We start from the raw sequence: 15842 nt of genomic DNA, 5'->3' as shown, positions 1-15842 counted from the left end.
TTTCGGCGCCCGACCATGGTCAGTGACTAGTCAGTGACCATTTTTCCGACGTGGTCACGAGCCTGCGCCGGGAGACCCTGCCGAGCCGCCGGGGGACCGTTCCCTGCGTTTGGTGGTGCTGCTCCCCGGTTGCGTCGTCCCGTCGTCCCGCGTCTCCACCACACGGCTGAGACGGGTCCGCCGAGTGGTGTAGTCGAGAGGTCCACTCCGTCATCGGGTCCGGGGAGTAGTTCCCGAATTCCATTGCGACATAACCTTTTCCAGCACGACGAATGACCGTCGTCGAGGGGTGTCCGGCACGTCGTGCCGGGGCTAGCGTGCGACGCACTTCAGTGTCGTGGGGGAGCAGGAGATGGCAGAGATCGCAGGGACGGGCCGAGCAGAGGGACGGTTCTCCGCTCAGGCCTACGTCGGGACCCACCGGGCCCGCGCGCACTCGGGCGAGGCGGCGGAGCGCACGCGGCGCCGCATCCTCGCCGGGCTCACGTCGCCGGCACGGGTCGGGGAGAGCACCCGGACGGCAGCGAGGCGGCGTGCCACGTGGGCCGACGCGTACCGTCGCCGCGCGGTGGCCGGCGACCTGGTGGTGTCCGTCCTCACGGGTGTCGTGACGGGCCTGCTCGCGTTCCCGGGGTGGTCGCTGACGCGCACCGCCGTCGCGGCGGTCGTCATGCCGCTGCTGTGGGTCGGGGCGCTCGCGCTCAGCCACGGCTACGAGGGGCGCTACGTCGGGACCGCACCCGAGGAGTACCGCGCCGTCGTGCGCACGGCCTGCTACCTCGTGGCCGCAGCAGGCCTGGTCTCCTACGGGCTGAAGCTCGACGTGCCCCGCGCCATCCCGCTGGTCGCCGCACCCATGCTGGTCGTCCTCGGCCTGACCTCGCGCCGCGTGCTGCGCAGCGACCTCGGCCGCCGTCGCCGCGCGGGCGCCGAGACGCAGGCCACCGTCATCATCGGCAACGCCCGGTCGGTGGCCCCCATGATCGCCGAGATCCAGCGCGCCCCCGAGCAGGGCCTGCGCGTCGTCGCGGCCTGCGTCTCCGGGCTCGACCTCTCCGGCGACGTCCCGTCCGAGGTCAACGGCGTGCCCGTGTTCGGGTATCCCGAGGAGGCCATGTCGGCGGTCGACCTGTTCGACGCCGAGGTGGTGGCGGTGTCCAGCGACCCGGACCTGCACGGCCCCGAGCTGCGCCGGCTCGCATGGTCCCTGGAGGAGCGCGAGGTGGACCTCGTGGTCTCGGCGGGGCTGCTCGGTGTCGCCGGCCCGCGGCTGTCCATCCGTCCGACGGCGGGTATGCCGCTGCTGCACGTCGAGCGGCCCGTCATGTCGGGTGCGCGGCGGGTCCTCAAGGGGGCCATGGAGCGCCTGCTGACGGCCTTGCTGCTGCTGGTCGCGCTGCCCGTCGGGCTCACGATCGCGCTGGCGATCCGCCTGGACTCGCCGGGCCCGATCCTGTTCCGGCAGAACAGGGTCGGCGCGAAGGGTGAGTCCTTCTCCATGCTCAAGTTCCGCACCATGTGCGTGGACGCGGAGGAGCGGCTGGCCGCCCTCCAGCGGGACGCCGGCAACGACGTCATGTTCAAGATGAAGGACGACCCACGGGTCACCCGCGTCGGCAGGCTGCTGCGCCGGTACTCCCTGGACGAGCTCCCGCAGCTGCTCAACGTCCTCGCCGGGCAGATGTCGCTCGTGGGTCCCAGGCCCGCCCTCCAGCGCGAGGTCGACGCCTACGAGCCCGACGCGGTGCGCCGGCTGAGGGTGCGTCCCGGCCTCACGGGGCTGTGGCAGGTCAGCGGTCGCAGCAACCTGTCGTGGGACGAGTCGCTGCGCCTCGACCTCTGGTACGTCGACAACTGGTCGATGGTGCTGGACCTGCAGATCCTGTTCCGCACGGCTCGGGCCGTCGTGCGCGGCACCGGGGCCTACTGATGCCCGGACCGTCGGCGGCGGCCGGTCCGCACCGTGCAGATGGTGCACCGCGGCCCTACCGCAAAGAGCCGAGGCGCGGGTCTGGCGTGACGGCGACGATTCCCGTCAGAGGGGCCGTGGGGGCCCTGCCGAGAGGGGATGTCCGATGAGCTTGCGCGTGGCCGTGGTGGGGGCGGGGTACTGGGGTCCGAACCTGGTCCGGAACTTCGGGTCCAGCCCGGACTGGGAGGTCGTCGCCCTCTGTGACCTCGACGCCCAGCGTGCGGCGGCGGTCCTCGGCCCGCGCAGCACGGTCGACATCGCGACCTCGCTCGAGGCGCTGCTCGCCCGGGACGACGTCGACGCCGTGGCCGTGGCCACGCCGGCCGACACGCACTGCGCGATCGCGCTGGCCGCGCTCGAGGCGGGCAAGCACGTCCTGGTCGAGAAGCCGATCGCGTCCAGCCGGGCCGACGCCGAGCGGATGGTCGCGCGGGCCGAGGAGCTCGGCCTGGTCCTCATGTGCGACCACACCTACTGCTACACGCCCGCGGTCCAGCACCTGCGGGCGCTCGTGCAGGGCGGCGAGCTGGGCGACATCCTCTTCGTGGACTCGGTGCGGATCAACCTCGGGCTCGTGCGGTCCGACGTCGACGTCTTCTGGGACCTCGCCCCGCACGACCTGTCCATCCTCGACTTCGTCCTCCCGGGTGGCCTGTCGCCGCTGGAGGTCTCCGCGCGCGGTGCCGACCCGATCGGCAACGGCCACTCCTGCCTGGGCTACCTGACGATGCCGCTGCCCGGCGGCGCCATCGCCAACGTGCACGTGAACTGGCTCAGCCCCACCAAGATCCGGCACATGGTCATCGGCGGCAGCCGGCGCACCGTGGTCTGGGACGACCTCAACCCGCAGCAGCGGCTGTCCGTCTACGACCGCGGCGTCGACCTCGACCTCACGTCCGACGGCGCCGACACCGCCGAGAAGCGGCTCGTCAACGTCAACTACCGGCTGGGCGACATGCACGCCCCGGCGCTCCCCGAGCGGGAGGCCCTGGGGCTCATGGCGGCGGAGTTCGCGGCTGCCATCACCGAGGGCCGTGCCCCCGCAACCGACGGGTGGGCCGGCCTGCGCGTGCTGTCGGTGCTCGAGGCGGCGACGGAGAGCCAGCGCCGTGCCGGCGCCATGGCCGCGGTCGGTATGCCGTTCGGCCGGGCCGGGCTGCCCGCGCAGGGCGGCCTCGTGGCGGCCGGAGCCGGCCGATGACCGCGCTCGAGGGTGCCACGGTCCTGGTGACCGGGGGCGCGGGGACGATCGGGTCGACCATCGTCGACCAGCTGCTCGACGCGGGCGTCGCCCACGTCGACGTCCTGGACAACCTCGTCCGTGGACGAAGGGAGAACCTCGCCGACGCGCTCGGCAGCGGCCGGGTCACGCTCGTCGAGGGCGACCTGCGCGACCGCGACCTGGTCCACGACGTGACCCGCGGCAAGGACCTGGTGTTCCACCAGGCGGCGATCCGGATCACCCAGTGCGCCGAGGAGCCCCGGCTCGCCCTCGAGGTGCTCGTCGACGGCACCTTCACGGTGCTCGAGGCGTGCGCCCGCTCGAAGGTGGACAAGCTCGTGTACGCCTCGTCGGCATCGGTCTACGGACTGGCCGAGGAGTTCCCGACGGGGGAGCGGCACCACCACCACAACAACGACACCTTCTACGGCGCGGCCAAGTCCTTCAACGAGGGCATGGCCCGCAGCTTCCGGGCGATGTACGGGCTGAACCACGTGGGGCTGCGCTACTTCAACGTCTACGGCCCGCGGATGGACGTGCACGGGCTCTACACCGAGGTGCTCGTGCGCTGGATGGAGCGGATCGCCGACGGCGAGCCGCCGCTCATCTTCGGCGACGGCCGGCAGACGATGGACTTCGTCTTCACCCGCGACATCGCCCGCGCCAACCTCCTGGCCGCGAGCAGCGACGTCGTCGACGGCGTCTACAACATCGCCAGCGGCACCGAGACGAGCCTGCTCGGCCTCGCCGAGGCGCTGCTGCGCGCCATGGACTCCGAGCTGTCCGTCGAGCACGGCCCGGACCGCGCGGTCAACGGCGTCACGCGCCGCCTGGCCGACACGACCGCCGCCCGCCAGGACCTGGGTTTCACCGCCGAGGTCGGTCTCGAGGACGGGCTCCGCGAGCTCGTCGCCTGGTGGCGTCCGCAGCGCGCGGAGGTCGCCGCGGGGCGTGCCCTGAAGGCCGGGGCCTCGTGAGCCCCCACAACGTCGTCCACCACGGCTGACCACCGGTCAGCCGTCGTCCCACCCTGTCGGAAGGTCCCACCGATGAGCGCGTCGTCAGCATCCCCTGGACCCTCGGGAGGCTCTGCGGGCCGTGGCCGTCTCAGCCGCCTCGCCCTCGCCGTGGCCGTCGCGGCCGCCGCGACCATCCTCGCGCCGCTGCAGCTCGTGGGCGCCACGTCGGCGTCCGCGGCGGACCCGTGCGGGCCGCCCGTCGTCAACGCCATCGCGTGCGAGAACAGCAAGACCGGGACCCCGACCTCCGACTGGCAGATCACCGGGGTCGGCGACCCCGCGATCCAGGGATACGCGACGCAGATGAGCGTGCAGCCGGGCGACACCGTGCAGTTCAAGGTGAAGTCCGCGTACGCATACCACTTCGACATCCTGCGGATGGGCTACTACCAGGGCAACGGCGCCCGCAAGCTCGTGGCCGGGCTGGCGCCCTCCGCCGCGCAGCCGCAGAGCCAGCCGAACTGCCTCACCATCCAGGACGGCACCGGCATGTTCGACTGCGGCAACTGGGCCGTGTCGGCGTCCTGGTCGGTGCCCAGCACCGCCGTCTCCGGTGTGTACATCGCCCACCTCATCCGGGACGACGGCAAGGGATCGAGCCACGTCGTCTTCATCGTCCGCAACGACTCGAGCCACTCCGACATCCTGTTCCAGACGTCCGACGAGACGTGGCAGGCGTACAACACCTATGGCGGGACCTCGACGTCCGGTGGCAACGGCAACAGCCTGTACCAGTGCACCCTCGGCAACTGCCCGCCGGGCAGCCCGGCGGTCTACAAGGGCGCCTCGAAGGTGTCGTACAACCGGCCCTTCCACACGGCCGAGGACGACCAGGGCGGCCGGAGCTGGCTGATGTACAGCGAGTACCCGATGATCCGCTTCCTAGAGGCGAACGGGTACGACGTGTCGTACACGACCGGGGTCGACATGTCGACGACCGGCGCCCGCACCCTGATCCAGAACCACAAGGTCTTCATGTCCACCGGCCACGACGAGTACTGGTCGGGCGTCCAACGTGCCAACGTCGAGGCCGCCCGTGACGCGGGCGTGAACCTGGCGTTCTTCTCGGGCAACGAGGTGTTCTGGAAGACGCGCTTCGAGCCGAGCTACGACGGGACGAACACCCCGAGCCGGACCCTCGTCTGCTACAAGGACACCCACTACGACGGCCAGGTGGACCCGGTCGAGTGGACCGGCACCTGGGAGGACCCGCGGTTCAGCCCGCCGGCCAACGGCGGACGTCCCCAGAACGCCCTCACCGGCCAGCTGTTCCTGGTCAACTCGGGCACCACCGACATCAGGGTGCCGTCGACGTACTCCAAGCTGCGCTTCTGGCGGAACACGGACGTCGCCAACCTGACGAGCGGCCAGACCACCACCTTGGGGTCCGGGCTGGGCACCCTCGGCTACGAGTGGGACGCCGACTCCGACAACGGGTTCCGGCCGGCCGGGGCGTTCCGGCTCTCCTCCACCACGTCGACGAGCGCGGAGATCTTCACCGACTACGGCAGCAGCCTGCAGAACCCCGGGACCGCGACCCACAACATGACCCTCTACCGGGCGAGCAGCGGCGCCCTGGTCTTCGGCGCCGGCACGGTGCAGTGGTCCTGGGGGCTCGGCGACCCGACGCTGACGCCGGACCGCAACATGCGCCAGGCCACGGTCAACCTGCTGGCCGACATGGGGGCGCAGCCGTGGGCCCTGCTGACCGGCCTGGTCGCCGCGACCGCGTCGACCGACACGACGGCACCGACCTCGACCATCACCTCCCCGGCCCCCTCCACCACCGTCGGTGACGGTGGCAAGGTGACCATCAGCGGCACGGCCAGCGACACCGGTGGTGTCGTCGCGGGTGTCGAGGTGTCCACCGACAACGGCGCCACCTGGCACCCGGCGACGGGCACGACGAGCTGGTCCTACACCTGGAACGCGCACGGGAGCCCCAGCACGACGCTGCGCTCGCGGGCCGTCGACGACAGCGGCAACCTCGAGACGCCGAAGCCCGGTGTCGTCCTCAACGTCGGCTGCACGTGCTCCATCTGGGGCACCGGTGCGACGCCCACCAAGACGGACTCCGGCAGCGCCACAGCCACCGAGGTCGGCGTGCAGTTCAAGTCGGACGTGTCCGGCTACGTCACCGGCGTGCGCTTCTACAAGGCGAGCACGAACACGGGCACCCACGTCGGCAGCCTGTGGACGTCGTCGGGGACGAAGCTCGCCTCCGCCACCTTCACGAACGAGAGCTCGACCGGCTGGCAGCAGGTGACCTTCTCCTCGCCGGTCCAGGTCAATGCGAACAGCGTCTACGTGGCCTCGTACTACGCCCCCGTCGGGCACACGTCGCGCGACGACGCGTACTTCTACCCGAACCCGTCACCCAGCCCGTACACATACAGCACCGTCGACAGCCCGCCGCTGCACGCCCTGCGCAACGTCAACGGGACGCTCAACGGGCTGTCCCGCAGCGGCGCCGGCTTCCCCACGGCAGGGGCGACCGCGACCAACTACTGGGTCGACGTGATGTTCACGCCGAACACCGGTCCGGCGAACGCACCGGGCGCGCCCACGGGCGTCACGGCCACGCCGGGCAACGCCTCCGCCCAGGTGACGTGGACCATCCCGTCGGACGGTGGCAGCGCGATCACGTCCTACACCGTGACCCCGTACGTCGGCACGACCGCCCAGACCCCGACGACGGTCCCGGGCGGCTCCGCCGACGCGAGTTCCACGATCCAGGGCCTCACCAACGGCACGACGTACACGTTCACCGTCTCGGCGACGAACGCGGTCGGCACCGGACCCGCGTCCGCAGCCTCCAACGCGGTGACGCCCTCGCCCGTGGTCTGCAACCCGTGCACGATCTGGACGCCGACGACCGTGCCCAACACCCTCGACGAGGGCGACACCGGCTCGATCTCCCTCGGCACCAAGTTCACCTCCGACGTGAACGGGCAGGTCAAGGGCCTCCGGTTCTACAAGGGCCCGACCGGCACCGGCACGCACGTCGGCGGCCTCTACACCCTCTCCGGCACCAGGCTGGCCTCGGCGACCTTCACCAGCGAGACGGCGTCGGGCTGGCAGCAGGTCAACTTCTCGACGCCCGTCTCGATCACGGCGGGCACGGTCTACGTCGCCGTGCTCTTCGCCCCGGCCGGTCACTACGCCGCGGACACCGGGTACTTCGCCGCCTCCGGCGTGGACAACCCACCACTGCACGCCCTGCGTGACGGCGTCAGCGGCGGCAACGGCGTGTACATCTACAGCTCGTCGATGACCTTCCCCACCAACACGTTCAACTCCGAGGGCTACTACGTCGACCCGGTGTTCGCGACGGTCACGGCGACCGTGCCCGGGGCGCCGACCGGCGTGGGCGCCACGGCCGGGAACGGGACCGCGACGGTGTCGTGGACCGCCCCGGCGGACGGCGGCAGCCCGATCACGAGCTACACCGTCACGCCGTACGTCGGCACGACCGCGCTCACGCCCACCACCGTCAGCGGCACGCCTCCGGCGACGACGGCGACGGTGACCGGGCTCAGCAACGGGACGACGTACACGTTCAAGGTGTCGGCGACCAACGCGCTCGGAACCGGTCCGCAGTCGGCGGCCTCACCTGCCGTCACGCCCCAGCCCCCGACGGCTCCGGCGGCACCCACGAACGTCGTGGCAACGGCGGGCAACGGCTCGGCGAGCCTCACCTGGACCGCGCCGTCCGACGGCGGGAGCCAGATCACCCAGTACACGATCACGCCCTGGGTCGGCACGACGGCGCAGGCCACCACCACGGTGACCGGCACCCCGCCCGCCACCGGTGGCACGGTCTCCGGCCTGACCAACGGCACGACGTACACGTTCACGGTGACGGCCACCAACGCCGTCGGGACCGGACCGGCCTCGGCAGCGTCGGCCCCGGTGACGCCCAGCAGCAACACCGTCCCGAGCGCGCCCACGGGCGTGACGGCGACGGCGGGCAACGCCTCGGCGACCGTCAGCTGGACCGCGCCCGCGGACGGCGGCAGCGCCATCACGGCATACACCGTGACACCGCACGCGGGGAGCACCACTCTCGCGGCCACCGTGGTCACCGGCACCCCGCCGGCGACGACCGCGACGGTCACCGGGCTCACCAACGGGACCGCGTACACCTTCACGGTCACGGCGACGAACTCCGTCGGCACCAGCGCGGACTCGCTGCCCTCGAACACGGTGACCCCGGCGGCGCCGACGAGCTGCACCCCGTGCACCATCTGGCCGTCGACGACGACTCCGGCGACCGCCAGCGTCACCGACACCTCGTCGGTCGAGCTGGGCGTCAAGTTCACATCCGACGTGTCCGGCTACGTCTCCGGCGTGCGCTTCTACAAGGGCTCCGGAAACACCGGAACGCACGTCGGCTCGCTGTGGTCGTCGACGGGCACGAAGCTGGCCTCGGCCACCTTCACCGGCGAGAGCGCCTCGGGCTGGCAGCAGGTCAGCTTCTCCAGCCCCGTGGCCGTCACCGCCGGGACCGTCTACGTCGCGTCGTACTTCGCCCCCGCGGGCGGCTACGCCCTGGACGGCGGCTACTTCACGGCGGCCGTGGACAACGCACCGCTGCACGCGCTCAAGGACGGGACGAGCGGCGGGAACGGCGTGTACGCGTACGCCGGGTCGAGCACCTTCCCGTCGAACACCTACAACTCGTCGAACTACTGGGTGGACGTCGTCTTCAGCACGACGACCGCCACCAGCGCACCGTCCGCACCCACCGGTGTGACGGCGACGGCCGGTGACTCGAGCGCCACCGTGACGTGGGCGGCGCCCGCGGACGGCGGCAGCCCCATCACCTCGTACACGGTCACGCCGTACGTCGGGACCACGGCGCAGACGGCGACCACGGTGAGCGGCAGCCCGCCGCAGACGTCGGCCACGGTGAGCGGCCTGACCAACGGGACGGCATACACCTTCAAGGTCACGGCCACGAACTCCGTCGGCACGAGCCCGGCCTCGACCGCCTCGAACAGCGTGACGCCCGCGCCGGTGACGTGCAGCGCCTGCACGATCTGGTCGAGCTCCGCCACGCCGACGAACGGCGACTCGGGCGACACGTCCTCGGTCGAGCTCGGGGTGAAGTTCACGTCCGACGTGGGCGGCACCGTGACCGGCGTCCGGTTCTGGAAGAGCACCGCCAACACGGGCACCCACGTGGGCAGCCTGTGGAGCTCCACGGGGACCAGGCTGGCGTCGGCGACGTTCGCCTCCGAGACCGCCTCCGGCTGGCAGCAGGCGTACTTCTCCACGCCGGTCACGATCACCGCCGGGACCGTCTACGTGGTGTCCTACCTGGCGCCCGTCGGCCACTACGCCGCCGACTCCGGGTACTTCGGCTCGGCGGTGGACAGCCCACCGCTGCACGCCCTCAAGGACGGCACGAGCGGCGGGAACGGCGTGTACGCCTACGGCAGCACGAGCACCTTCCCGACCAACTCGTTCAACGCCTCGAACTACTGGGTCGACGCCGTCTTCAGCAACGCGGCGGCCACGGCCCCGGGTGCCCCCACGGGCGTGACGGCCACGGCCGGCAACGCGAGCGCGGTGGTGACCTGGGGTGTTCCGTCCAACGGTGGCAGCGCGATCACGAGCTACGCGGTCACGCCGTACGTGGGCACGACCGCCCAGACCCCGACCACGGTGACCGGCAACCCGCCCGCCACCACGGCCACGGTCACGGGCCTGACGAACGGCACGACGTACACGTTCACGGTCACGGCGACGAACTCGGTCGGCACCGGGCCGGCGTCGACCGCCTCGAACGCGGTCACGCCGAAGTCGGTGACCTGCACCGCCTGCACCATCTGGGCCGCCACGGCGACCCCGGGGACGGCGAGCAGCACCGACACCTCCTCGGTCGAGGTGGGCGTGAAGTTCAAGTCGGACGTGAGCGGCTTCGTCACCGGCATCCGCTTCTACAAGGGCTCCACCAACACCGGGACCCACGTCGGCAACCTGTGGAGCTCGACCGGCACGAAGCTGGCCTCCGCCACCTTCAGCGGCGAGACCGCCTCGGGGTGGCAGCAGGTGAGCTTCGCGACACCCGTCGCCGTCAGCGCGGGCACGGTGTACGTCGCGTCGTACTTCGCACCCATCGGCCGCTACGCCCAGGACAGCCAGTACTTCAACTCGGCCGGGGTGGACAACCCGCCCCTGCACGCGCTGAAGAACGGTGCGAGCGGTGGGAACGGCGTCTACGCCTACGGCTCCAGCAGTACGTTCCCGAACAACTCGTTCAAGTCGACGAACTACTGGGTCGACATCGTCTTCAGCACCGGGTGAGAGGGGACAGGGGTATGAGCTCGGTCAGCGTCGTCATCCCGTGCTACGCGTACGGCCGGTTCCTCGAGGACGCGGTGGCCAGCGTCCTCGAGGACCAGCCGGGGGTCGACGTCCGCGTCCTGATCATCGACGACGCGTCGCCGGACGACAGCGCGGAGGTCGCCGCCCGGATCGCCGCCCGCGAGCCGCGGGTCGAGGTGCTGCTGCACCGGGAGAACAAGGGCAACATCGCGACCTTCAACGAGGGCCTGATGGAGTGGGCGGACGGGGACTACTGCACGTTGCTGTCGGCCGACGACCTGGCCACGCCCGGGTCGCTGCGCCGGGCCTGCAACCTGCTGGACGCCCACCCCGAGGTCGGCTTCGTCTACGGCAGGGCGGCGTGGTTCACCGACGGTGTCCCGACGCCCCCGGCACGCACGCATCTGCGGGGCGAGTCCGTCATCCGGGGAAGGGAGTGGCTGGAGCACCGCTTCCGCCAGGCGGAGAACCCGATCGTCACCCCCGAGGTCGTGGCCCGGACCTCGCTGCAGCACCGCCTCGGCGGCTACGACCCGAACCTGCCCAAGGCCGCGGACATGGAGCTGTTCATGCGGTTCGCGGCGCACGCCGACGTCGGGTTCCTCCGCGGCGTGGACCAGGCCCTCCACCGCCGGCACGGCACCAACATGAGCACGGGCGTGGACCCGCTGGCCGACCTCGTGCAGCGCAGAGCCGTCTTCGAGCAGGTGCTGGAGCGCTACGGGCACCGGCTCTCCGGGGTGCGGAACCTGTCGACGACCGTGCACCGCCAGCTCGCCCGGGAGGCCTTGTGGACCGCCGGTCGCGAGTACGACCGGAGCGCACTCACCCGGTCGGCCCCGGGGCGGCTGTTGCTGCGCAGCACCGGGACCGGCACGGCCGAGGACCGGAACGAGCTGCTCGCGTTCGCCGCCGAGTGCTGGCCGGAGGTCAAGCGGTTCCCCCTCTACCGGACCCTGGAGGGCGGTCACCGGCTCGGGCCCCGCGACGTCGCCTTCATGGCGCGTGAGCGGGGTCGCTGGTGGGCGCGGCGCCGGGCCTGGACCTACCGCGGCTACTAGGACGGCCGCGGCCCTGACGCGGCCCCGGTCGGCGCGCAGACGCGCCCGTCCCGTCGCCCCCGGGGCTCCGAGTGACGGCCACGGCACGGACGCGCCTCATGCCGTCGGCCCCCTCCGGCCTTCAGCAAATGGCTGAGGTGTCCTGCGCGTCACGGCGGAAGGATTGCCGCGTCCACCGCTAAAGGGAGCTGGTGGGCACGGGGGACGCGGCCCGGCCGGGCCGGGCACGCCCGATGCCAGGAGAGGGGACCGGAGCATGAAGGCCGTACTGCTCGCGGCGGGGCTGGGGACCCGCCTGCGCCCGGTCACCGACGCCGTCCCCAAGTGCCTCGTCGAGGTCGGGGGCCGCACGCTCCTGGACACCTGGCTCGACGCGCTGGCGGCCGCGGGCGTCGACGAGGTGCTGGTGAACACACACCACCTCGCCGACCAGGTCGCCGACCACGTCGCGGGCCGCGCCACGGGCCCGCTGGTCCACCTCGCCCACGAGCCGGTGCTCCTCGGCAGCGCCGGCACCCTGCTGCGCAACAGGGACTTCCTCGACGGCGAGGACATGTTCCTCGTCCTCAACGCCGACAACCTCACCGACTTCGACCTGCGCGTGCTGGTGGACGCCCACCGCGAGGGGGGAGCCGTGGCGACCCTGACGGTCTTCCGGACGCCCCGGCCGTCGGAGTGCGGGATCCTCGAGGTGGTCGACGGCCGCGTGGTCGGTTTCGTGGAGAAGCCTGCGGCACCGCGCAGCGACCTCGCCAACGCGGGGATGTACGCGTTCGGTCCCGAGGTCCTGGACGAGATCCCCGACTCCCTGCCACGGGACGTGGGCTTCGACCTGCTGCCGCGGCTGGTCGGCCGTGCGCGGGCGGTCTCGATCGGGGATAGCTGGTTCCTGGACATCGGCACGCCGCAGGCGCTGGAGCGCGCGCGGGCCGAGTGGGGAGCGAGGGCGAGCGCATGATCATCACGCAGACCCCGTTGCGGGTCGGCCTCGTGGGGGGCGGCACGGACCTGCCCGACTTCTACCGCGAGCACGGCGGTCGGGTCCTCAACGCGGCCATCGACAAGTACGTCTACGTGGTCGTCAAGCAGCGGTTCGACGACGACGTCTACGTCAACTACTCGTCCAAGGAGGTCGTCTCCCGCGTCGAGGACCTCCAGCACGAGCTGGTGCGCGAGGCGATGCACATGACCGGCGTCCGGGGCGGTGTCGAGATCACCACGCTGGCCGACATCCCCTCCGCCGGCTCGGGGCTCGGCTCGTCGTCCGCGGTGACCGTGGGCCTGCTGCACGCGCTCTTCGCCTACAAGGGCCGGCAGGTGACGGCCGAGGAGCTCGCCGACCGGGCCTGCGCGATCGAGATCGACCGCTGCCGCAAGCCGATCGGCAAGCAGGACCAGTACGCCGCCGCGTACGGCGGGATCTGCGACCTGCACTTCGGCCCCGGCGACCGCGTCGTGGTGGACCAGCTCGACCTCGCGTCCCCGGTCCGCCGCCAGGTGCAGGACGAGCTGCTGCTGTTCTACACGGGCACGACCCGCAAGGCCGACAACATCCTCGGCGAGCAGAAGGCGAACATCGGCGACCGGATCACCCAGCTCGTGCAGCTGCGCGAGCTCGCGGCCGAGGCCTCCGCCGGCCTGCGCGAGGGCGACGTCGACGCGCTCGGCGTGGCGCTCAACAAGAGCTGGGCCGCCAAGCGCGAGCTCGCCTCGGGGGTGTCCAACAGCCAGATCGACGAGGCGGTCGAGTCCGCCCTCGCCGGCGGCGCGACGGGCGCCAAGGTGACCGGCGCGGGGGGTGGCGGGTTCCTGCTCGTCGTCTGCCCGCTGGAGCGCCAGCGCGCGGTGCGCGAGCGCCTGGCCGCCATGAAGGAGCTTCCCATCAAGATCGACCCGTTCGGGTCCCGCGTGGTCCTGAACGTCCACCGAGACATCTGGAGCTGAGGTGCGTACTGCATGATCCCCGTGATGAGACCGTGGCTCGACGACGCGGAGGCCAGGGCCGCCGCGGACGTCGTCGCCTCCGGCTGGCTGGCCCAGGGGCCGCGGGTCGCCGAGTTCGAGTCGGCCTTCGCCGCCAGGGTCGGCGTGGCCGAGGGTGTGGCGGTGTCGTCGTGCACGACGGCCCTCCACCTCGCCCTGCACCTGCTCGGCGTGGGGCCGGGTGACGAGGTCGTCGTGCCGTCGTTCTCCTTCATCGCCACCGCGAACTGCGTCCGCTACGTCGGCGCCGAGCCGGTGTTCGCCGACGTCGAGGCGCTCGACGGCAACCTCAGCGTCCGCACCGTCGAGGCGGTCCTGACCGACCGCACGAAGGCGGTGGTGGTCGTCGACCAGGGCGGGATGCCGGCCGACGTCCAGCCCCTGCGCGAGCTGTGCGACGCCCGGGGGATCGCCCTCGTCGAGGACGCCGCCTGCGCCGCGGGGTCGACCTACCGCGGGCAGCCCGTGGGAGTGTCCTCCGACCTGGCGGCCTGGTCGTTCCACCCGCGCAAGCTGCTCACCACGGGTGAGGGCGGCATGCTCACGACCACCGACGCCCAGCTCGCCGGGCGCGCCCGCCGGCAGCGGGAGCACGGCATGAGCGTCAGCGCCGCTGCCCGCCACGCCAGCAGGCAGCCCGTGCTCGAGCAGTACCTCGAGGTGGGCTTCAACTTCCGGATGACCGACATCCAGGCGGCGGTCGGCCTGGTCCAGCTCGGCAAGCTCGACGCCATGGTCGCCCGCCGGCGCGAGCTCGCCGAGGGCTACCGGGCGATGCTCGCCGACGTCCCCGGCCTGCGCAGCGTGTGCGACCCCGAGTGGGGCACCTCGAACTTCCAGTCGTTCTGGGTCGAGCTGGAGCCCGGTTTCCCGTTGTCCCGCAACGACCTCCTGGCCCAGCTCGCCGACCGGGGCGTCTCGGCCCGCGCCGGGATCATGGCCGCCCACCGACAGCCCGCGTACTCCGACCACCCGAGGGGGGACCTCACCGTGACCGAACGGCTCACCGACTCCACGCTCATCCTGCCGATGTTCCACACGATGACCGAGGCCGAGCAGCACCACGTCGTCGACTGCGTCCGCGGCGCGGCCGGGCTGAGGGCAGCCTGATGGGCGCCGAGCAGCGGGCCGGGGTGCCCCTGGTCGACCTGTCGGTGCAGCATGCGCAGGTGGCGGAGGAGGTCGCCCAGGGCTTCGCCGAGGTGCTCTCGACCGGCGACTTCATCGGCGGCAAGGCGGTGGGCGCCTTCGAGCGCGCGTATGCCGAGTTCACCGGCGCCCGTGCGTGCGTGGGCGTGGGGAACGGCACCGACGCCCTGGAGCTCGCGATGCGCGCGGTGGGGGTCGGCCCCGGCGACGAGGTCGTCCTGCCGGCCAACACCTTCATCGCCACGGCCGAGGCCGTGCTGCGTGCCGGTGGCACGCCCGTCTTCGCCGACGTCGACGACGACGCGCTCCTGCTCGACCCCGCCGCGGCGGAGGCGGCCCTGACCGCTCGCACCCGAGCCGTCGTGCCCGTCGACCTCTTCGGCCAGGTCGCGCCCTTCGAGCAGCTGCCCGCGGCGCTGGCGCAGCGCGGCGTACGCGTCGTCGAGGACGGTGCGCAGTCGCAGGGGGCGACGCGGCACGGGAAGGCCGCGGGGACCTTCGGCGACGTGGCCGCCACGAGCTTCTACCCCGGCAAGAACCTCGGTGCCTACGGCGACGCCGGTGCGGTGCTGACCGACGACGAGGAGGTCGCCGCGATGGTGCGGCTGCTGGGCGCCCACGGCAGCCCGGCCAAGTACGAGCACACCGTGGTCGGCTTCAACTCCCGGCTCGACACCCTCCAGGCCGTGGTCCTCTCGGCGAAGCTCGCGCGGCTGCGCGGGTGGAACGCCGAGCGGCGCGCGGCCGCCGCCGCCTACGACGAGCTGCTCGCCGACACGGACGGCGTGCGGCTGCCGACGACGCTGGCGGGCAACGAGCACGTCTGGCACCTCTACGTCGTGCGGGTCGACCGCCGGGACGACGTCCTGCGCCACCTCCAGGAGGAGGGCGTCGGCGCCGGTGTGCACTACCCGACGCCGGTGCACCTGACCCCGGCCATGGGCCACCTCGGGTACGGCCCCGGCCGGTTCCCCGTGGCCGAACGGGCAGCGCAGCAGATCCTCTCGCTGCCGCTGTTCCCGGGCATCACCCACAGCCAGCAGGAGCGGGTCGCCGACGTGCTGCGCCAGGCCATGGGTCGCCAGGGGTGATGGTGCCGGCAT

General features: G+C 72.0%; 9 protein-coding genes. All 9 read left to right on the top strand.

The genetic code is table 11. The annotated features are described in order from the left end of the window. Window positions 1–352 precede the first annotated feature (352 nt). The 9 genes from J2X64_RS04890 (at window position 353) to J2X64_RS04850 (ending at window position 15830) form a co-directional block, all read left to right on the top strand. The gene (locus J2X64_RS04890; protein ID WP_310150446.1) at window positions 353–1930 is read left to right on the top strand and encodes a sugar transferase; all 1578 of its coding nucleotides are present in this window, start codon (window positions 353–355) and stop codon (window positions 1928–1930) included. A gap of 145 nt (window positions 1931–2075) precedes the next feature. After that, window positions 2076–3173, top strand: coding sequence for a Gfo/Idh/MocA family oxidoreductase (locus tag J2X64_RS04885; protein ID WP_310150443.1), 1098 nt, complete (start codon window positions 2076–2078; stop codon window positions 3171–3173). Beyond that, window positions 3170–4171, top strand: coding sequence for an NAD-dependent epimerase/dehydratase family protein (locus J2X64_RS04880; RefSeq protein ID WP_310150441.1), 1002 nt, complete (start codon window positions 3170–3172; stop codon window positions 4169–4171). The genes J2X64_RS04885 and J2X64_RS04880 overlap by 4 nt, the downstream gene beginning before the upstream one ends. A 150-nt stretch (window positions 4172–4321) precedes the next feature. Beyond that, the gene (locus tag J2X64_RS04875; protein WP_310150439.1) at window positions 4322–10525 is read left to right on the top strand and encodes a DUF4082 domain-containing protein; all 6204 of its coding nucleotides are present in this window, start codon (window positions 4322–4324) and stop codon (window positions 10523–10525) included. A gap of 14 nt (window positions 10526–10539) precedes the next feature. Then, window positions 10540–11607 carry a glycosyltransferase family A protein gene (locus tag J2X64_RS04870; protein WP_310150437.1) on the top strand — a complete coding sequence of 356 codons (1068 nt, stop codon included), beginning with the start codon at window positions 10540–10542 and terminating at the stop codon, window positions 11605–11607. A 256-nt stretch (window positions 11608–11863) separates the two neighbouring features. Further along, complete coding sequence (locus J2X64_RS04865) at window positions 11864–12565, top strand: nucleotidyltransferase family protein (RefSeq protein WP_310150434.1); 702 nt, start codon at window positions 11864–11866, stop codon at window positions 12563–12565. Continuing rightward, a complete protein-coding gene (locus tag J2X64_RS04860; protein WP_310150431.1) occupies window positions 12562–13551 on the top strand; it encodes a hypothetical protein in 990 nt (329 codons plus the stop codon). Before J2X64_RS04865 ends, J2X64_RS04860 begins: the two co-directional genes overlap by 4 nt. A 24-nt stretch (window positions 13552–13575) precedes the next feature. Beyond that, window positions 13576–14700 (top strand): DegT/DnrJ/EryC1/StrS family aminotransferase, encoded by a 1125-nt coding sequence (locus tag J2X64_RS04855; RefSeq protein WP_310150429.1) that lies wholly within the window; start codon window positions 13576–13578, stop codon window positions 14698–14700. Next, window positions 14700–15830, top strand: coding sequence for a DegT/DnrJ/EryC1/StrS family aminotransferase (locus J2X64_RS04850; protein ID WP_310150426.1), 1131 nt, complete (start codon window positions 14700–14702; stop codon window positions 15828–15830). The genes J2X64_RS04855 and J2X64_RS04850 overlap by 1 nt, the downstream gene beginning before the upstream one ends. Window positions 15831–15842 lie beyond the last annotated feature (12 nt).

The sequence above is a fragment of the Phycicoccus sp. 3266 genome (genome assembly GCF_031456495.1).
GTDB lineage: Bacteria > Actinomycetota > Actinomycetes > Actinomycetales > Dermatophilaceae > Pedococcus.
This window is presented reverse-complemented; position numbering and strand designations above follow the sequence as displayed.